We start from the raw sequence: 17,721 nt of genomic DNA on the forward strand, positions 1-17,721 counted from the left end.
ATGTCCGCGCGCCTCTCTCGCCGTCAGAGCGTGACCTTCAGACGCTGCTGGGCGGCGGCTCCCGCGCCGCGATACGCGGTGATGTCGATTTCCACCTTGAAGTCCGCGAGCGACAGCGGCGCGCAGGTGAGCACGTTGGCAGGGTCGATGCCCCGGAACGCTTCCGCCACGACGGGCAGCACGACGGGAATGTCCTCACGCGAGGGAATGATGATGTTGGCGCGCACCACGTCCGCGAGGCTGGAGCCGACGGCTTCGAGCGCGCCCTTGATGTTGGCAATGCACTGCCGGGCCTGTTCGGCCGGGTCGGACGACAGCTCGCGCGTCTGGTAGTTGCGGCCCGCGGTCAGGGAGCCGAAGATCCAGTTATCCACCACCACGAGGCGGGAATAGCTGTCGCGGGTCTCCATGGGGCTGCCGGAATTGAGCTTGATGATCTGCGGGGTCGTCATGAAAACATCCTTTCAGCTTGTGGCTTGCAAACTTTGCTTGGGGAACCCTTCAGGGAACCTTTCCGGTGAACTCAGAAACACTCCTCCACCGTCCAGTGGACCGGTATCTCGGCGATGCTTGCCGTCGGCGGCAGTTCCAGCACGGCCTGCACGATCCGCGCGAGATCTTCGGGCTGGGTGAGATGGCTCGCGTCCTGCTGCGTCAGCGCGCTGCTCATGTCGGTGGCAACGAAGCTCGGGCAGATGGCCGTGGTGCGCACGCGATTGTCGCGCCCGCTCTGGCGCAGCGCATGCGCAAACCCCATCAGCGCGAACTTCGACATGCCGTAGAGGCCGGACTTCTCCGACTTGATGCGCTTGCCGGACAGCGAGGCGATGAGCACGATCCGCCCGGGCTCGTCGCGGGCCAGATGGGGCCAGGCGAGCGCCGTCAGGCGCATGGGCGAACGGACATTGACGGCGAAGATGCGGTCGAACTCCGCGTCAGTCGCCTCCAGCACCGGCGTCGGCAGCATGATGCCCGCGTTATGCACCAGGCCGTCCAGACGGCCGAAACGCTCCAGCGTCTGCGCGACCCAGGCTGCTTCCGTGGCGGGCTCCTCGGCGTCGAAACGGCTGACGAGGACGGCTTCGCCAGAGACCGGGCAGCGGTCCGGGTTGCGCAATCCCAGGCTCACCGCCCAGCCGGCGTCAGCCAGGCGTTGCGCAATGGCCGCGCCGATGCCGCGTGATGCGCCGCTGATCATCGCCACACGGCGCGTGACATTCTCCGTCATGGCCCGTCTCCCGGATTACTTGAGCTTGGGGCGCATCCGCGCGATGCTGAAAGGCTTGGGGTCGACGATGGGCGTCGTCCCCATCACGAGGTCGGCCGCGAGCTGCCCGGCTGCGGGGGCAATGCCGAAACCGTGGCCGGAGAAGCCCGAGGCGATATAGAAGCCGGGCAGGGTGCCGATGGCGCTGATGACCGGCACGGCGTCCGGTGTCACATCGATCACGCCGCCCCATTCCTGCACAACGTGCCCACGGGCGAAGGCCGGATAGGCGCGGGAGAGGTTCGCGAGCGCCGTGCGGGTGAAGGCGTGGTTGGGCGGGGGATCGAGGGTGCGCACCTCCTCGAATATGGTGCGCGCGTCGTTGGACCAGCTGCGCTTGACGGCCAGCTCCCTGAAGAAGCTCGCCCCGAACCGCAGCTTCAGCTCGCGCCAGGTCTGCAGGAGCGACGGCAGGTATTCGAAGGCGAGCCGGAAATTGTCCGGCAGGATCGGGGCGATGTTGGCGTTGCGCAGCGCCACCGTGTAGTCGCCGTCGAGCCGCTTCCGGTAGGCGAAGTTGCCGGCGCCGACCGGCATCTCCGCGATGCCCTCCACTCCCGTCACGCGCGCGACGGTGCCGATGACCTTGAGCTGCGGGAAGTCGATGCCGAGGTTGCCCGCGAACAGGCGCGACCAGGCGCCGCCCGCCAGCACGGCGGCGCCGCAGCGCACCGTGCCGCGCTCCGTGACGACGGCGGAGAGCCGCCCGGCGGCGGTCTCGATGCCACGCACCGCGCAATCGGTGAGGATTCGCGCGCCCTTGCGTCGCGCCGCCTCTGCGATGGCGGGAGCGGCGATCCACGGCTCGGCCCTGCCGTCGGTGGGCGTATGCAGGCCGGCGAGCAGGCCCCCGGCGGAGCCGGGCAGCAGTTCCGTCACCTCTTGAGCTGACAGCATGCGCGACTCCATGCCGTATTGCTTGCCCTTCTCGTGCCATCCGCCCCAGTTGGCGAGGTCGGTCTTATTGTAGCACAGATAGGTGATGCCGGTGCGGCGAAAGCCGGTCTCGGCGCCGATGCGCTCGTTGAGCTGACCCCAGAGCCGCAGGCTTGCCATCGTCAGCGGCAACTCGGCCACGTCGCGGCCCATCTGCCGCACCCAGCCCCAGTTGCGCCCCGACTGCTCGCCCGCGATCTGTCCCTTCTCGAACACGGCCACGGATACGCCGCGCTCCGCCAGGGTGAGCGCGGTCATGACGCCGATGATGCCGCCCCCGATGACTGCGACATCGACTTTTTCAGGCAAGGAGGGATCGCCCTCGAACGGTGCGACGGGGATGGACATTGCCATGATCAACCTCGGGACTCATCGGCCCACTCCGGGCCGGGAACCTGGACGAAATGCCCAGGATTGATTTCCTTGTATTCGCGTACCGGCGGCACGTAGTCGCGCGGCCGGATAGGGCTCGCCAGCTCCCGGGCGGCGGTGGCGCGCCGGCTGTAGCGCCGCGCCGGATCGGGAATGGGCACGGCGTCGAGCAGGCGGCGCGTGTAGGGGTGGCCCGGATTGCCGAACACGTCGGCGCGGGAGCCGGTCTCCACCACCTCGCCGAGATACATGACGGCGACGCGGTGGCTGATGCGCTCCACCACTGCCATGTCGTGCGAGATGAACACGAGGCCGAGCTTCAGCTCCTCCTGCAGCTCCAGGAGCAGGTTGACGACCTGCGCCTTCACCGATACGTCGAGCGCGGACACCGCCTCGTCGGCCACGATCATGCCGGGCTTGAGGGCGAGGGCGCGCGCGATGCAGATGCGCTGGCGCTGACCGCCCGAGAACTCATGCGGGTAACGCCGCGCGACGTCCGGCGACAGGCCGACACGCCGCAGCAGGTTCGCGACGATCTCCTCCTGCTCGCGCCCGCCCGCAAGTCCGTGCACCTGGATGGGTTCCGCCACCGCCTTGCCCACGGTGAGGCGCGGATTGAGGCTGGCGAACGGATCCTGGAACACCATCTGGACATGCCGGCTGATATAGCGCTGCGAGCGGCCGGCGATGTTCTCGCCGTTCAGCGCGATCCTGCCGGCAACGGGCTTCTGCAGGCCCGCGATCAGGCGTCCGGTCGTGGACTTGCCGCATCCCGATTCACCCACGATCGCAAGGGTCTCCCCCCGCGCCAGCTGAAGGGAGACGTTCTCCACCGCGTGCACCCGCGCCGCGGCCCGGCGCAGCAGGGACTTGCCGACGTTGAAGCGCGCGACGAGGTTCCGCGCGTCGAGCAGGAGCGGGGCGTCCAGCTGGCGGGTGTCGGGGAAGTCCCGCACCGTGGCATCCGCCTCGCCGGTGGTGCTGTCGTAGATCGCGAAGGGCTGCGGCAACGGCGACCCCTGTATGGAACCGAGCGCGGGCACCGCGGACAGCAGCGCCCGCGTATAAGGCTGGGCAGGCCGCGCGAAGATGTCCTCCGTCGCGCCGGTCTCGATCTGGTCGCCGCGATACATCACCAGGGTGCGGTCCGCGATCTCCGCGACGACGCCCATGTCGTGCGTGACGAACAGCACGCCCATGCCGGACTCGTCCTGCAGTTCCTTGATCAGCGCGAGCACCTGGGCCTGGATCGTGACATCGAGCGCCGTCGTGGGCTCATCCGCGATCAGGAGCCTGGGCTTGCAAGCCAGGGCGATGGCGATCATCACCCGCTGGCGCATGCCGCCCGAGAACTGATAGGGATAATCGTCGTACCGGCGGCGGGCATCCGGAATGCGCACCCGGTCCATCAGCTTCAGCGCCTCCGCCTTGGCGGCCGCGCGGTTGAGTTCGCGGTGGAACCGGATCGACTCGGCGATCTGTTCGCCGATGGACAGCACCGGGTTGAGCGACGTCATCGGCTCCTGGAAGATCATGGCCATCTCGCTGCCGCGGATGCGCACCATGTCGGCCGCCGAAAGCCCCAGCAGCTCGCGGCCGGACAGCTTGATGGAGCCCTCGACACGGCTGATGCCCTGCGGCAGCAGCTGCATGATCGACAGCGAGGTCACGCTTTTGCCGGAGCCGGACTCGCCGACGATGGCCAGCGTTTCGCCGGCGTCGATGCGGAAATTCATGTCCCGCACCACGGCGTTCCACGTCGCTCCGCGGCGAAGCGACACGTTCAGACCCTCGACAGCCAGCACCGGGGATTGCGGAGAGCCGGAGGCGGACCGGTTTTTCGGCGTCGGGGTTTCGGAAGTATATGTCATTGATGCCCCCGGTTCAGTTGCTGCCGCTGGCGCTGCGCGGGTCGAAGTGGTCGCGCAGCCTGTCGCAGAAGGCGTTGAGCACGAGAATGAGCAGCGTCAGCAACAGGCAGGGCCACACCAGAAGCATGGGCGCCTGTGCGAGCGTCGCGCGTCCCGCGCCGATCATCAGACCGAGTGACGGGGCGGGCGGCAGCACGCCGAGCCCCAGGAACGACAGGCCGGATTCGAGCACAACCGTCATTGCCATCACGAAGCTGAACTGGACGATCAGCGGGCCCACGATGTTGGGCAGGATGGTGTGCAGCATGATCCGCCCTGCGCCCATCCCCATGCCGCGCGCGGCCTCGACATATTCATGCGAGCGCACCGTCAGCACGCTGGCATGGGCCACGCGGGTGAAGGAGGGCACGAAGACGAGCCCCAGCACGGGGATGAGGGTGACCGGCCCGGGGCCGTAGAGCGTGACGGCCAGCATCGCCAGCAGCAGCGGCGGAAAGCACAGGATGACGTCCATGCCGCGCATGGTGAAGATTTCCGTCAGGCCGCGCACATAGCCGCCGATCACCCCCAGCGCGGTGCCGACGACGCTGGCCAGGAAGGCGGAACTCGCGGCGATGAAAACGGCGCTGCGCAGCGCCCAGACGAGGCGCGACATCAGGTCCCGGCCGTATTCGTCCCGGCCGAGCGGGTGGGCGAACGACGGACCGGCGAAGCGCTCGGCGACGCTGACCGCGACGGGATCGTGCAGCGGCAGCACCGGCGCCAGCAGGCAGAGCAGAACGAGAAGGGCGAGCAGCACCGCCGGCGTGTTGCGAAAAGCTGAAATCATTTGCGCACCCTCGGGTCCACGATGCCGTAGAGGATGTCCACGATCAGATTGAGGAGGATGAACAGCGCGGAGACCACGAGAATGACGCCCGTCACCATCGGATAGTCGCGCGCGTTCACCGCTCCGACCAGCATTCCCGAAAGGCCGGGCCAGTTGAAGACGTATTCCACGAGGACCGTGCCGCCCAGCAGGCCGCCGAGTTGCAGCGCGAAAATCGTGATCACCGGCATCAGCGCGTTGCGCAGCACGTGGCGGCGCACGACATGCCACTCCGGCAGGCCCTTGGCGCGGGCGGTGCGCACGAAATCGAGCGGCAGCACATCCTTCATCGAGGCGCGGGTGATGCGGAAAACCACGGCGGAAAGCCCGATGGCGATGGCGGATGCCGGCATCAGCAGGAAGCGCAGGTGAGCGGCCGGATCGCGCTCGAAGGCGACGTAGCCGCCCGCCGGCATCCATCCCAGCAGCTGCGAGAATATGAGGATCATCAGCGTGCCCACGACGAACACCGGCACGCCCTGCGCGAAACCGCTGGCATAGGAGCCGGCGCGGTCGAACAGCCCGCCGGGATGCAACGCCGCGTAGATGCCCGCGGGAATGCCGATCAGCAGGCTGAGCACGGCCGCGGCGGCGATCAGCTCCAGCGTGCGCGGCAGGCGCCGGCCGATACCCTGGGCGATCGAGCTGTCGTCCACGATGGAGCGGCCCAGGTCGAACCGCGCGATACCGGCGATCTTGTCAGCGTATTGAACGTATACCGGCCGATCCAGCCCCAGATCCTTGCGGATCATCTCGACAGTGGCCCTGTCGGGCGTGCCGCCGTCCTGGGAGAGCAGAAGCTCTACCGGATCACCCGGCACCATGTGGATCGACAGGAAAACCAGCGTCGTCACGACCCAGAGCAGCACAAGGCTGAGCAGGAAACGGTGCAGGAACCATGCCATCGATTTTGAACCTCGCTAGAGCATCCTCGCTGTTCCGCGAAAGCGCGCGGACGGCTCTATTTATTGTCCCGCCGCTGCCTCGGAAGGAGTAGGCGGCGTCCGCCCCGGGGAGGACGCGAGCAATGCATCCCGCGCGGCGGCTTCTTGTGGGAGGAGGCGGACGACGGCGTATCCCGCACCGGATACGCCGCCGGGGCATCAGGACAGCGTCAGCCTGTCGAACAGGTTTGCGGAGAACGGAGAGAGCTGGTCGGGCAGCAGTTCGAGACCGCCGACCTTGTCGCTGCGCGCGAAGCCGGTGGCACGGTACGAGACGCCGCAGAAGCTGGCGTGTTCACACGCGAGCCGATCCGCCGCCGCGTAGATGGCGACGCGCTTCGCCTCGTCGAATTCCGAACGTCCGCGCGCCAGCAGGGCCGACAGGCCGGGCACCTCGAAGCCGCGGCTGTAATTGTAATGGGCCGCGCGCGTAGGGTCCACGAGGGAACTCGTCGCGTCGGGATCGAGGCTGTCCATGCCGACGCCCTGGACCGCGAAGTCGCCTTGCCCGCGCATGCCCATCGTCACGCGCGTCGCCCAGTCGGGCAGGATCAGGTCGACGGTGATGCCGATCTCCGCGAGCTGGCTTTGTACGAGGACCGCGATATCCCGATGCATCGTGTACTGGGAGGTCGAGAGAAGCGAGACCTTCAGGCCGCTCTCGCGGCCCGCTTCCTTCAGCAGCGCCTTCGCCTTGTCCGGATCATAGGTCCAGAAGTTCGCCAGTTCCTTGTTGAAGAAGGGCGAGACCGACGGCCTCGGAACGCCCGCGAGCGGCGCGCCGTGGCCGAAGAACACCGCCTGTACGAATTCCTCGCGCCGCAGGGCGAAGGACACCGCCTGCCGCAGCTTCGGGTCGCCGAAGGCGCCCGAGCCGTTGAAGCTCAGGTACATGAACGCACCGGCGGCCTGCGTGTCAAGCTTGAGGCCGGGCGTGGCGGCGATGTCGTTCATCGCGTTCCAGGGCACGTAGTCGATGAGGTCCACGTCGCCCGCCCGCAGGGCAGCCACGCGCAGGTTCTCGTCGGCGTAAGGCGTGATGTGGATTTCCTTGAGCGTCGGCAGCCCGTTCCTGAAATAGTGCTCGGACGCCGTGAGCAGAATCTCGACTCCCTTTTCCGCCGAGGTGAGCACGTAGGGGCCGGCGCCGATGCCCTGGTCCTGCTCGCTGGTGGAGCCTGCGGCGACGATGCCGAGGAACGGGTAGGCCATGAGGGCGGGAATCGTCGCTGAGGGCTCCTTGGTCGCCACCTTGAAAACGCGGTCGTCGACGATCTCGATGCTGTCGATCTGCAGGGCCTGCTCACGCATGTGGGCACCAGATCCCTCCGCAGCGATCTTCTCCAGCGTCCACTTCACATCCGCCGAGGTCACGGGCTGGCCGTTGTTGAACTTCGCGTCATCGAGCGTGAAGCGCCAGACGAGGTCGCTCTCCCGCTCCCAGCTCTTCGCAAGCTCGCCGACCAATACGCCGTTGGTGTCGTAAGCCAGCAGGCCGCGGTTCAGCAGGGCCGACACGAGATGTCCGGCATAGCCGACATTGACCCACGCACGGAAATGGGCGGGATAGGTCGACAGACCGATACGCAATCTCTTGCCGGCGCCCTGGGCGAGCAGCCGGCCGGACGACATGGGCGCCATGGCGGCGGCAGCCATGAGCGATTGCAGAAGTGTACGGCGATTCAGCATCATCGGATTCCCCTGTGGTGTTGTGTTTGAACCTGATCTTCCTACACGCGTTTTACGCCGCGCTGACGCCACGGAAATTCCGTGCGGGGCACAGCCCTTCCTTCGGGACCGAGGTCCCGCGCATCACGCCGAAAAGAGTAAGTACGATTTTGCGAAGCGTCAAATCAATTCTGATTATCTGTTTTCATTTTTAATTAAATTCCAAATATAGGAATATACGACATCTCCCTGTGCCTCAAAAAACGGCAGAAGGAGACTTTTTCATCTCATATATTCCGATAAAAGGAATTAAAAAAAGTTTTTAATATGATTATCGGAACTAAATTGACAACTCCTGTCTCTTCGACTTAGCTGGTGACCAGTTCGGGAAGGGTCCCGGGAAGGGTCCCGATCAGTGAAGGAGCTGTTTCATGGCATGGCGCATCGGTGTTGATTCCGGAGGAACGTTCACCGACGTCTGCGTGTTCAACGACGCGACGGGCGAGGTAGTGATCTGGAAAGTGTCCTCGACACCTGACGATCCGTCGCGCGGAATCACACAGGGCGTCGAGGAGGGGCTGCAGCGCGTCGAGGGTGCGGCCGCCGACGTTTCGTTCCTCGGTCACGGCACGACCGTCGCAACCAACGCGCTCATTCAGGGCAGGGGCGTGCGAACCGGCCTGATCACGACGGAGGGTTTCCGCGACCTGCTGGAGATCGGCCGCCAGAAGCGGCCGGACCTCTACGACCTGCAGGCCGACAAGCCCGAAACGCTGGTGACGCGCGACCTGCGCATCGGCGTGTCCGAGCGCGTCCTCGCCGACGGACGGGTGGAGACCGCGCTGGACGAGGCGGCCTTCCGCGCCGCCGTCGCCCGCCTCAAGGATGAAGGCGTGCGTTCGGTCGCCGTCTGCTTCCTGTATTCCTTCCTCAACGCGGCTCATGAGGAAGCGGCGGCGCGCATCCTGGCGGAGGAGTTCCCGGAGGCTTTTGCTGCCGTCTCGCACCGCATCGCTCCCGAGTTCCGTGAGTTCGAGCGGCTTTCCACCACGGTCGTGAACGCCTATCTCGGCCCGGTGATGCATGTTTACGTGCAGGCGCTCAAGCGCAAGATCGCCGGTCTGGGCATCGCCGTCGCGCCGCAGCTGACGCAATCGAACGGCGGCGTGATCGGCTTCGACACGGCGGCGGAGCTGCCCGTGCGCACGGTGCTCTCCGGCCCCTCCACGGGTGTCGTGGCAGCCCAGGCGCTCGGGCGCATGACCGGCATCAACAACCTGATCACCTTCGACATGGGCGGCACGTCCTCCGACGTGGCGCTGCTCACCGATGGCCGCTGCCGGGTGGTGAACGAGGCCGTGGTGCACGGTTACCCGCTGAAGACGCCCATGCTGGACATCCACACCGTGGGTGCGGGTGGCGGCTCCATCGCCTATGTCGACAGCGGCGGCCATCTGAAGGTCGGCCCCCGCAGCGCCGGCGCCAATCCGGGCCCGGCCTGCTACGGCCTCGGCAATGAAGAGCCGACGGTGACGGACGCCAACGTGCTGTTGCAGACGCAAAACCCCGAATATCTGCTCAACGGCCGCATGAAGATCGACCAGTCGCTGTCGCGTGCCGCTGTCGCGCGGCTTGCGGACAAGCTCGGCATGGGCGTGCTGGAGACGGCGAGCGGCATTCTCGACATCGTGACCGCCAACATGGCCAAGGCCATCCGCGTCATCTCGGTGCAGCGCGGCTACGACCCGCGCGACTACGCCCTCGTCGCCTTCGGCGGCGCCGGCCCGGTGCATGCCGCGCGCCTGGCGCGCGAACTCGGCATGAAGCGCATCCTCATTCCCCGCACGCCGGGCGTGTTGTGCGCGCTGGGTCTGCTGATGACCGATCTGCGCACCGATTTCTCGGCCACGCAGATGATCCGCCACGACGACGCCACCCCCGCATCGGTGGGGGAGACCTATGCCGCGCTGGCCGCCCAGGCCGACGCCTGGTTTGCCCAGGAAGGAATCGCGCCCGAAGCGCGTCGCATCGAGCGCAGCGTGGACGTGCGTTACGCCGGCCAGAACTATGAGATCCCTGTCACGCTTCCCGAGGGGCCGGTGGCGCAGGCCAGCCTCGATGCACTGCATCAGGGCTTCCTCGACGCCCACCGCCAGCTGTACGGCTTCATCGCCGAGAATGAGCCGGTTCAGTTCGTCACCTTCCGCCTTTCCGCGATCGGGCTCGTCGACAAGGCCACGTTCCCGCCGCAGGAGGACGCAGGCCCGGACGCCGGCGCCGCCGTCACCGGCAAGCGGGATGTCTGGATGGTGGAAGCCGGCGGCTTCATCCCCGCCACGCTCTACAACCGCGACCTGCTGCGCCCCGGCAACCGGATCGAGGGCCCGGCCATCATCGACCAGATGGACACCACGACCGTCCTGCCCCCGGGGCTCGTCGCCACCGTCGATCCTTATCTGAACCTCATTCTGGAGTCCCGGTAATGCAACAGTCCTTGCCGCACGCCGAGGCCGCCCCTGCAAGCCGCCTCAACCCGATCACCATCGAGGTGATCGGTTCGGCCTTCGCCTCGATCGTGGAAGAAATGGGCGAGGCACTGGTGCGTGCCAGCTACTCGACCAACATCAAGGAACGGCGCGATTGTTCGACCGCGCTGTTCGACGCGCATGGTCTGATGCTGTGCCAGGCCGAACACATCCCCATGCATCTCGGCAGCTTCATCGACTTCATTCCCCACGTGCTGAAGCATTACGGGCTGGAGAACATCGCGCCGGGCGATATCTTCATGGGCAACGACGCCTATGAGGGCGGCGGCACCCACCTGCCGGATATCGTGGTGGCGGAGCCCATCTTCGCGGAGGGCAGGCTGGTCGCCTGGGCCATCAACACCGCCCATCATTCCGACTTCGCCGACCGCGGACACGCGCACATCTATCAGGAGGGCCTGCGCATTCCGCCGGTCCGCCTCTGCAACAAGGGCGTGCTGCAGGAGGACGTGCAGCGCCTGTTCCTGCTGAACTGCCAGGTGCCGGCGGAGCGCATCTCGGACCTGCGGGCGCAGACGGCGGCCAACCGCCTCGGCGTCACCCGCATGACCGAACTGTGCGCGAAGTACGGCACCGACACCGTGCTGGCGGCGGGCGCCGAGCTGATGGACTACGCCGAGCGCAAGATGCGCGCCGGCATCAGCGCGATTCCCGACGGCACCTACCGCTTCAGCGATACTTTCGACAGCGAATCGCTGGCCACCCCGCTGGCGTTTTCCGTGACGATCGAGGTCAAGGGCGATGAGGTCCATCTCGACTTCGTCAGCCCGCCGCAGGTGCGCGCCGGCCTCAACGTCGTGTACACGGCGCTGCTCGCCACCGTATACTACGCGGTCAAGACGGTGGTCGATCCCACCGTTCTGCCGAATGCCGGGCTGGCGCGGCCCATCCACGTCACGGCCGAGGAAGGCACGATCCTGCGTTGTGCGCATCCGGCGGCGGTCGATGGCCGCATCACCGCCTGCCAGCGCGTCGTCGACCTGATCCACGGCGCGTTCGCGCAGGTCGTTCCCAACCGGGTGACGGCAGCGGCAAACGGCTCGGTCGCGGTCGCGAGCTTCGACGGGCGCCGCCCGGACAAAGCGCTCTGGGTCTACCTGGAGACGATCGGCGGTGGCAACGGCGCGCGTTTCAACAAGGATGGCCTCGACGGCGTTCATGTCCACATGACGAACACCTCGAACCTGCCTGTCGAGGCGATGGAGACCGAGTACCCGATTACTCTCATGCGCTACGAGCTGGTGGACGGCTCCGGCGGCGAGGGCACCTTCGTCGGCGGTCTCGGCCTGCGGCGCGTCTACAGGGCCGAGGCGGAGTGCCGTGTCCAGGTGATGGGCTCGCGCCTCGTGTCGCGCCCGTGGGGGCTCGACGGCGGCGGTGCCGGCGCTTCCGGCTACTTCACGCTCAACGGCGACCGCGACGCCTTCGAGAATGGCTCGGCGGATCTGAAGCCCGGCGACCTGCTCGAAATCGTCACGCCGGGGGCGGGTGGATACGGCCCGGCCAGCCGGCGGAATCCGGAAGCGCATCAGCGCGACGTCCGCGAGGGCCGCTTCTCCGCGTAGCGCCGGCGTCTTCCCCGTGCCGCGATTGACACGCGCCGCCGAACACGCCACATGAGAAAAAAGGGGCGGTCTTCCGCCCCTTTTTTCAAAGACTTGTCCGTAGCGACTGTATCGCGGGTCCGTGCTGTCATGAACAAGAAGGCATCATCCAATGTTCAGCGCGCCGCTGAGATCCTGATCACCCTCGGCGGCGCGGGCACGGCAGGCATGAGCCTCGCCAGCCTCGCGGAAGCGACGGGTGACGCCAAGTCCGCCGTGCACCGCGCGCTTGTCTCCCTGGCGGAATACGGCCTCGTAGACCAGACCGGCCGGCGCGGCAATTACCGGCTCGGCCCGGCCATCTACGCGCTCGCTCATCGCACGCCGTCCATCAACGATCTGGTGACCGTTTTCCGGCCCGCCCTGATGTCGATCACCGCCGAAACGGGGCTCTCAAGCTTCCTGATGGTGCGGGCGGGGCTCGATACCGTCTGTCTCGACTTCCAGACGGGCGTGATCACGGCGCAATCCCTCATCCAGGGCGTCGGCGGGCGTCTGCCGCTCGGCGTCGGCCTCGCCGGCGTGGTGTTTCTGGCCATGATGCCGTCGGAAGCCTGCGAGCGCGCCCTGAAGATCAACGAGCCGCGCTATGGGGTCTGGAGCGTGGACCCCGCCGTGATCCGGGCAGAGATAGCGCAGTTCCGCCGGGACGGTTTCGTCTACGGCCGACGCGACTCCATGGACATCGCCAACCTGACGCTCTCCGTGCCGGCGTATTCAGAACAGCTGTTCAACTGCGAGGCAGCCGTATCCGTGCTGGCCCCCATCGGCGGTCTCAGGGACGATGCCGCAAGCGACATCGCCCGCATCATGCGCCAGCATCTCGACCAGCCTGTCGCTCAGCTGAACGGGCTCTAGAATCTGTCCTGTTTGCGTTGAAAGAGGACAGATTCCTGATTCCTTACTTTGAGCGAATTCTGACCGTAAGAGTTCGCCGATCAGCTATCGCCCGCGCCCCAGAACATGAACGCGCCGACATCGCCGGGCAGATCGTTACGGTAGTCCAGAATCTCGATGCGCAGGCCATAGCCCAGCGGCTTCAGGTGCTCTCGCCAGAGGTTATACATGACCAATGGCTGTCCGCGCAGAGAGTCCGGCCAGTCCGCGTCGCCGGCGATGATCGCCCTGCCGCGATCCGCGAGTACTTCGCTCGGGAAGCGGTAAACGAGAGTCTCGATCAGGCCTCGTTCGCTGGCAGAGCGGATCAGGATCGCGACATGCCGCACGGCTTCGTCGACCTTGAAGTCGTCCGGCAACAGAAGAGATTCGACGAGTTCCGCGCGGGCGACTGAAATATCGCCGCTTGCCCGAAACCGGCGCAGGCGCTCCTGTTCGGCCTCGCGTTTTTGCCGTGCGTTTTGCGCGGTCTCTGTCGCTGTAGGGAATATTAGGTCTCGTGATGTCATAACATATCTCCTACGCTCTCCTCGGCTGTCTGGATCAGGATGACGGCGTTGCGGATGATCATGCCCGAAAGCGCGATGATGCCGCGTTGCGCCACAAATCCCATGGGCGCGCCTGTCGGCTGCAGCGCGGCCACGATGCCGACGACGCCGAAGCGGGTCATCAGGATGGCAAGTCCCATGCGGCTGAGGCTCTGAAGCTGCATCATGAGCAGGGTGATAATGACGATCAGCTTGACCGGGATGGCCGCGAAAACCGAGGAACTTCCCTTTTCCGATTTCTCCACGGCGCTGCCCGTCTCGATCGAATGCCCCATTGGCAGCGTCGCGCGCATCCCGCCGGGCTTTTCATTTACCCGCGGCATGACGCACAGGCGCGTGCCATCAATGAACATGTTTATTGAACGTGTTTATTGACTTGTCAAGCCCTCTTCCCCGGGGACATGGCGCAACAGGCTCTCCCCACCAGCCGGCGGCCGCGATACGTGACTCCCCAAAATTAAACCGTCACCACCACCCGGTATAAGTCCCGAACTGGAACCGCCGCTTTTTCCGAAGCCACTCAATTCCAGGGACGTCCGATGAATATGACCCTCGCTTCACAGTCTCCCCCAATTGCAGCCGCGCCTGTCGCCACGCCCGAAGTGACCAGGCACGGCAACCCGGCTGTCGTCGGCCTGGCAGGCTTCGGCATGGCCACGCTGCTTCTGCAATTCCACAATGTCGGGTGGGTCTCGCTTGGTCCGGTGATCTGGCTTGGCATCGTGTTCGGCGGTCTGGCGCAGCTCATCGCCGGTTTGCAGGAAGCGAAGACCGGCAACAATTTCGGCTACAGCGCCTTCACCTCCTATGGCTCCTTCTGGATCGCGCTCAGCCTTATCCAGATCGCCAGCGCGATGGATCTCTTTCCGGTCAGCGCCTCGGACCTGGGCTGGTTCCTCGTCGTCTGGACGATCTATACGGCGATCATGACGATAGGCGCCATGCGCATCAGCGCCGGGCTCGGACTCGTCTTCATTACGCTGCTGATCGGCTTCATCCTGCTGGTCATCGGGCATTTCGGCGCGCCCGTCTTCAATGTCATCGCCGGTTACGAGCTGATGATCTGCTCGGCTCTCGCGCTCTATGTCATGGCGCATACGATCTTCATCGATGTTTTCGGCTATGACGTCCTGCCGGTCGGAAAGCCGCTGCTCCGCTGACGCAAACTGCCCTGGCGGCGTCGACACTGCGGATGTCCGCCACGGCATACCCGCGCATCGCGCGCGGGCGGTCTGCCGGTGTCATCTCATGTGGAGACCATGCATCGGAACGGACACCAAAGGTAATCGCTGAATGCGGACAATCCCTAACGGGCAAGCAGTTCGATACGGGGATGGCCGGCGATGATCTGCAGCACGATTTCGAAGTATGTCGGGCCGGCGCCCCTTTCCAGTGCGTCGAGGTCTCTGCTTATCCGTTCGAGATCGAAGATTTCGGGGCGCCTCAGCTTCTCGCGATAGAATTCCCGTGTCGCCTCGAATCCCAGGTCGGCCCTGTTCTTGTCCATGTTCTGCCAGATCAGAACGACGGGCTCGTCGCCTTTGGCGGCGCCATAATCTCCGTAGAGCATGTCGTCCAGCGCATCCAGGCTCGGGCCGAGTTTCCAGTCTTCCCCGGCCATGAATACACGATTGATCTCCTCGTAGAGCGAGGGAATGTCGCTGATGGCGTTGCCATCGATGGTCAGGATCTTCTTCGACATCCGGTCCCGCACAGCCTCACCGGGCCGTCTGCACAAAAAGGGAAGAGATACCCCGCGCCGGCCTCGCCCGACTATAGCATACTGCGGTCAGAATTTCCGGCCGGAAGCCACGCGGACCCCGGCGGGGTTTCCAACGTACATTCAGGAGACACAACGTGAAACGATTTTCCGGACTGGCGCTTTCAGCCATCGCATTTCTGGTTGCCGCGAGCGGATCGGCGCTGGCCGATGCCGCGTATGACCAGTGCATCGCCAAGGCGGACGGGACGAATACCGCGTGGGCGCAATGCGGCGGCGATTGGGTCGCGCGCGAGGATGCGAAGTTGAACAAGGTATGGCACCAGGTTTACGGCCAGACGGACGGCCAGACCAAGACCGATCTGCTGGCGGAGCAGCGTCTGTGGAACGCCTACAAGGAATCGTCCTGTAACTTCTATGCCAACGGCGATTGGGGGCGGGAAGGGCAGGTGCTGAACTTCAGCGAGTGCCGCGCGAAGGTCATCGCTGCCCGAACCGGCGAATTGCAGGAATACGGCAGGTTCTTCTCGCCGAAATGAGGCGGACGCGCCCGCCGCGTCATCCTCCTCCGCCGCCCAGCACGTTGATGCTGAAGGCGATGATGCCCAGGTTGAAGATGAAGGCCGCGATGCAGTGCACCGTCACGGCCATGCGCAGGCGGGAGTCGGTGACCGCGACGTCCGAGGTCTGGAAGGCCATGCCGAGGCAGAAGGCGAAGTACACGAAGTCGACGTAATTGGGCTCGGGTGTTCCGGGGAAAGACAGTCCGCCCCGGTCCTTGCCCTCGTCGCCGGAGGTGTAGAACAGGTGCGCGTAGTGCAGCGTGTAGATGGCGTTGCTGAACGCCCACGCCAGCATGAGCGTCGCGACGATCAGTGCGATGGTGAGCGGGTCGCGGGCGCCGCCCTGCGTCAGGATGCTGGCCACGGCGGCGAGGATGACGAGGGTGACGAGGCTGGTCAGCGCGAGCAGGCCGGCCCGGTTGGCGTCGTTGAACTTGGCCGCCGTGCGCATCTCGCTCGGCTCGTTGTCGAGCAGCGGCCAGCACGATGCGAGGAAGAGCAGCGCGGCGGCATCGAAACCGGCCATGAAGCCGAGCCGCCAGCCGAGGACCGGGATCGCCACTGCGCCCGCTACCAGCAGAATGATGGTGAACGCGATGAACCGGGGTGGCGCGATGATGTTCCCCACCCGCCGACGGCTTGCCGCCGCGTTACGGTTAGACATGGATACGACTCCGCCAGCAAACAGGTCTTGTCGGTTTATCCCGGAAAGCCGGCCGTCCCGCAATGGGCTCCGGCGGGGAAGGGCGAATTTCCGGCGCCGATGATACCGGCGGTTGATGACGGCAATCCGGATGCATAATAAGAACTCCTGACAAAGGTTCTTAACAAGCCCACGGCACGGTTCCGGTTTTCGGCCCGCCGCCCGGGCGGAGATGCAGATGTCGGACGGAAAAAGGACGTTGGCGGGAATCGCGTGCGGCATGGCCGCTGGTGCGCTGTGGGGGCTGGTGTTCCTCGCGCCGGAGCTTGTGCGCGACTTCGGCCCGCTTCATCTCGCCGCGGGTCGCTATCTCTTTTACGGCCTGATCTCCGCCATCCTGATCGCGCCGCGCTGGCGCAGGCTCGCGCAGAATCTGACGCGGCGGGAATGGCTGGCGCTGGCGTGGCTCGCCCTGGCCGGCAACACGCTCTACTATATCCTGCTGGTGAGCGCGGTGCAGACGGGCGGCATCGCCATGACGTCCCTCGTCATCGGCTTCCTGCCGGTCGCGGTGACGATCGTCGGGAGCCGGGACCGGGATGCCGTGCCGCTGCGGCGGCTCGTGCCGTCGCTCCTGCTGTGCGTCGCCGGCGTCGTCTGCATCGGCTGGCAGGCGCTGGCGGTGCCGGTATCCGGCTCCCTCGGCGCGCAGGTTGCGGGGCTGCTGTGCGCCATCGGCGCCCTCGTGTCGTGGACTGCCTTCGCCGTCGGCAACAGTCGCTGGCTGGCGCGCCTCGACAACGTCTCGGGCCATGACTGGAACCTGCTCACGGGCGTGGTGACGGGCGTGCAGGCGCTCGTTCTCGTTCCGCTGGCCTTCGCTTTCGGCAGCGGCGGCCACTCCCCGGCGGCGTGGGCGCAGCTTGCCGCGATATGCGCGGGCGTGGCGCTGCTCGCGTCCATTGTCGGCAACGTGTTCTGGAACCGGATGAGCCGGCTGCTGCCGCTGACGCTCGTCGGCCAGATGATCCTGTTCGAGACGCTGTTCGCGCTGGTCTACGGTTTCCTGTGGGAGCAGCGCCTGCCGACCCCCTTTGAGAGCGCGGCCTTCGCGCTGGTCGTCCTGAGCGTCGTCTCCTGCATTTCGGCGCACAGGAAGCCTGCGGCCGTGTCGGCAAGCGCGGCGTGATGCAGGAAGCCGCGGTATCGGCTTCACGGGTCTGCGGCGAAGTCCGCGCAACGCAGGAATGATTCCTGTTGATCGACGTCAATTA

Annotated in this window: 17 protein-coding genes; 6 read left to right on the top strand and 11 right to left on the bottom strand. The window is 65.8% G+C overall.

The genetic code is table 11. From position 1 onward, the window contains the following. Positions 1-23: 23 nt before the first annotated feature. The 7 genes from FHS82_RS18465 to FHS82_RS18495 form a co-directional block, all read right to left on the bottom strand. Complete coding sequence (locus FHS82_RS18465; protein WP_166955697.1) at positions 24-452, bottom strand: Rid family hydrolase; 429 nt, start codon at positions 450-452, stop codon at positions 24-26. Positions 453-523: 71 nt separating this feature from the next. Then, positions 524-1,228 carry an SDR family NAD(P)-dependent oxidoreductase gene (locus FHS82_RS18470; protein ID WP_166955698.1) on the bottom strand — a complete coding sequence of 235 codons (705 nt, stop codon included), beginning with the start codon at positions 1,226-1,228 and terminating at the stop codon, positions 524-526. 15 nt (positions 1,229-1,243) lie between these two features. Next, positions 1,244-2,551 (bottom strand): NAD(P)/FAD-dependent oxidoreductase, encoded by a 1,308-nt coding sequence (locus FHS82_RS18475; RefSeq protein WP_166955914.1) that lies wholly within the window; start codon positions 2,549-2,551, stop codon positions 1,244-1,246. Between the two features lie 8 nt (positions 2,552-2,559). Next, a complete protein-coding gene (locus FHS82_RS18480) occupies positions 2,560-4,446 on the bottom strand; it encodes an ABC transporter ATP-binding protein (protein WP_166955700.1) in 1,887 nt (628 codons plus the stop codon). Positions 4,447-4,459: 13 nt separating this feature from the next. Beyond that, positions 4,460-5,275, bottom strand: coding sequence for an ABC transporter permease (locus FHS82_RS18485; protein WP_166955701.1), 816 nt, complete (start codon positions 5,273-5,275; stop codon positions 4,460-4,462). Beyond that, a complete protein-coding gene (locus FHS82_RS18490; protein ID WP_166955703.1) occupies positions 5,272-6,219 on the bottom strand; it encodes an ABC transporter permease in 948 nt (315 codons plus the stop codon). Before FHS82_RS18490 ends, FHS82_RS18485 begins: the two co-directional genes overlap by 4 nt. A gap of 198 nt (positions 6,220-6,417) precedes the next feature. Continuing rightward, entirely contained in the window at positions 6,418-7,947 is a 1,530-nt protein-coding gene (locus tag FHS82_RS18495; RefSeq protein ID WP_246225434.1) for an ABC transporter substrate-binding protein, read from the bottom strand. A gap of 410 nt (positions 7,948-8,357) precedes the next feature. Between FHS82_RS18495 and FHS82_RS18500 the strand changes: the two genes are divergently transcribed. From FHS82_RS18500 to FHS82_RS18510, 3 genes are all read left to right on the top strand, one after another. Continuing rightward, positions 8,358-10,409 carry a hydantoinase/oxoprolinase family protein gene (locus tag FHS82_RS18500; RefSeq protein WP_166955706.1) on the top strand — a complete coding sequence of 684 codons (2,052 nt, stop codon included), beginning with the start codon at positions 8,358-8,360 and terminating at the stop codon, positions 10,407-10,409. Then, a complete protein-coding gene (locus FHS82_RS18505; RefSeq protein WP_166955707.1) occupies positions 10,409-12,037 on the top strand; it encodes a hydantoinase B/oxoprolinase family protein in 1,629 nt (542 codons plus the stop codon). Before FHS82_RS18500 ends, FHS82_RS18505 begins: the two co-directional genes overlap by 1 nt. A 129-nt stretch (positions 12,038-12,166) precedes the next feature. Then, the gene (locus FHS82_RS18510) at positions 12,167-12,934 is read left to right on the top strand and encodes an IclR family transcriptional regulator (RefSeq protein WP_166955708.1); all 768 of its coding nucleotides are present in this window, start codon (positions 12,167-12,169) and stop codon (positions 12,932-12,934) included. A gap of 80 nt (positions 12,935-13,014) precedes the next feature. On the opposite strand, the gene FHS82_RS18515 is transcribed toward FHS82_RS18510, so the two are convergent. Next, the gene (locus FHS82_RS18515; protein WP_166955709.1) at positions 13,015-13,482 is read right to left on the bottom strand and encodes a hypothetical protein; all 468 of its coding nucleotides are present in this window, start codon (positions 13,480-13,482) and stop codon (positions 13,015-13,017) included. Beyond that, positions 13,479-13,814, bottom strand: a complete 336-nt coding sequence (locus FHS82_RS18520; RefSeq protein ID WP_246225435.1) for an efflux RND transporter permease subunit — start codon at positions 13,812-13,814, stop codon at positions 13,479-13,481. The genes FHS82_RS18515 and FHS82_RS18520 overlap by 4 nt, the downstream gene beginning before the upstream one ends. Positions 13,815-14,066: 252 nt before the next feature. On the opposite strand from FHS82_RS18520, the gene FHS82_RS18525 reads away from it, so the two are divergent. Then, positions 14,067-14,681 carry an acetate uptake transporter gene (locus FHS82_RS18525; RefSeq protein ID WP_166955711.1) on the top strand — a complete coding sequence of 205 codons (615 nt, stop codon included), beginning with the start codon at positions 14,067-14,069 and terminating at the stop codon, positions 14,679-14,681. 146 nt (positions 14,682-14,827) lie between these two features. Here the strand turns inward: FHS82_RS18525 and FHS82_RS18530 are convergent, their stop codons facing one another. Beyond that, entirely contained in the window at positions 14,828-15,223 is a 396-nt protein-coding gene (locus tag FHS82_RS18530) for a barstar family protein (RefSeq protein ID WP_166955712.1), read from the bottom strand. Positions 15,224-15,378: 155 nt separating this feature from the next. Between FHS82_RS18530 and FHS82_RS18535 the strand changes: the two genes are divergently transcribed. After that, complete coding sequence (locus tag FHS82_RS18535) at positions 15,379-15,780, top strand: lysozyme inhibitor LprI family protein (protein ID WP_343042624.1); 402 nt, start codon at positions 15,379-15,381, stop codon at positions 15,778-15,780. A 19-nt stretch (positions 15,781-15,799) separates the two neighbouring features. On the opposite strand, the gene FHS82_RS18540 is transcribed toward FHS82_RS18535, so the two are convergent. Continuing rightward, a complete protein-coding gene (locus FHS82_RS18540) occupies positions 15,800-16,468 on the bottom strand; it encodes a DUF1345 domain-containing protein (protein ID WP_166955713.1) in 669 nt (222 codons plus the stop codon). Between the two features lie 217 nt (positions 16,469-16,685). Here FHS82_RS18540 and FHS82_RS18545 point away from each other — a divergent pair, with 217 nt between their 5' ends. Further along, entirely contained in the window at positions 16,686-17,636 is a 951-nt protein-coding gene (locus FHS82_RS18545) for a DMT family transporter (protein WP_166955715.1), read from the top strand. The last annotated feature ends 85 nt before the right edge of the window (positions 17,637-17,721 follow it).

Source organism: Pseudochelatococcus lubricantis (assembly GCF_011762225.1).
In the GTDB taxonomy this organism is placed as follows: domain Bacteria; phylum Pseudomonadota; class Alphaproteobacteria; order Rhizobiales; family Beijerinckiaceae; genus Pseudochelatococcus; species Pseudochelatococcus lubricantis.

Excerpts from the sequence above, each read along its gene's own strand:
- FHS82_RS18465 (WP_166955697.1), bottom strand. The coding sequence starts at position 452 with ATGACGACCCCGCAGATCATCAAGCTCAATTCCGGCAGCCCCATGGAG.
- FHS82_RS18470 (WP_166955698.1), bottom strand. The coding sequence starts at position 1,228 with ATGACGGAGAATGTCACGCGCCGTGTGGCGATGATCAGCGGCGCATCA.
- FHS82_RS18475 (WP_166955914.1), bottom strand. The coding sequence starts at position 2,551 with ATGTCCATCCCCGTCGCACCGTTCGAGGGCGATCCCTCCTTGCCTGAA.
- FHS82_RS18480 (WP_166955700.1), bottom strand. The coding sequence starts at position 4,446 with ATGACATATACTTCCGAAACCCCGACGCCGAAAAACCGGTCCGCCTCC.
- FHS82_RS18485 (WP_166955701.1), bottom strand. The coding sequence starts at position 5,275 with ATGATTTCAGCTTTTCGCAACACGCCGGCGGTGCTGCTCGCCCTTCTC.
- FHS82_RS18490 (WP_166955703.1), bottom strand. The coding sequence starts at position 6,219 with ATGGCATGGTTCCTGCACCGTTTCCTGCTCAGCCTTGTGCTGCTCTGG.
- FHS82_RS18495 (WP_246225434.1), bottom strand. The coding sequence starts at position 7,947 with ATGCTGAATCGCCGTACACTTCTGCAATCGCTCATGGCTGCCGCCGCC.
- FHS82_RS18500 (WP_166955706.1), top strand. The coding sequence starts at position 8,358 with ATGGCATGGCGCATCGGTGTTGATTCCGGAGGAACGTTCACCGACGTC.
- FHS82_RS18505 (WP_166955707.1), top strand. The coding sequence starts at position 10,409 with ATGCAACAGTCCTTGCCGCACGCCGAGGCCGCCCCTGCAAGCCGCCTC.
- FHS82_RS18510 (WP_166955708.1), top strand. The coding sequence starts at position 12,167 with ATGAACAAGAAGGCATCATCCAATGTTCAGCGCGCCGCTGAGATCCTG.
- FHS82_RS18515 (WP_166955709.1), bottom strand. The coding sequence starts at position 13,482 with ATGACATCACGAGACCTAATATTCCCTACAGCGACAGAGACCGCGCAA.
- FHS82_RS18520 (WP_246225435.1), bottom strand. The coding sequence starts at position 13,814 with ATGCGCGCGACGCTGCCAATGGGGCATTCGATCGAGACGGGCAGCGCC.
- FHS82_RS18525 (WP_166955711.1), top strand. The coding sequence starts at position 14,067 with ATGACCCTCGCTTCACAGTCTCCCCCAATTGCAGCCGCGCCTGTCGCC.
- FHS82_RS18530 (WP_166955712.1), bottom strand. The coding sequence starts at position 15,223 with ATGTCGAAGAAGATCCTGACCATCGATGGCAACGCCATCAGCGACATT.
- FHS82_RS18540 (WP_166955713.1), bottom strand. The coding sequence starts at position 16,468 with ATGTCTAACCGTAACGCGGCGGCAAGCCGTCGGCGGGTGGGGAACATC.
- FHS82_RS18545 (WP_166955715.1), top strand. The coding sequence starts at position 16,686 with ATGTCGGACGGAAAAAGGACGTTGGCGGGAATCGCGTGCGGCATGGCC.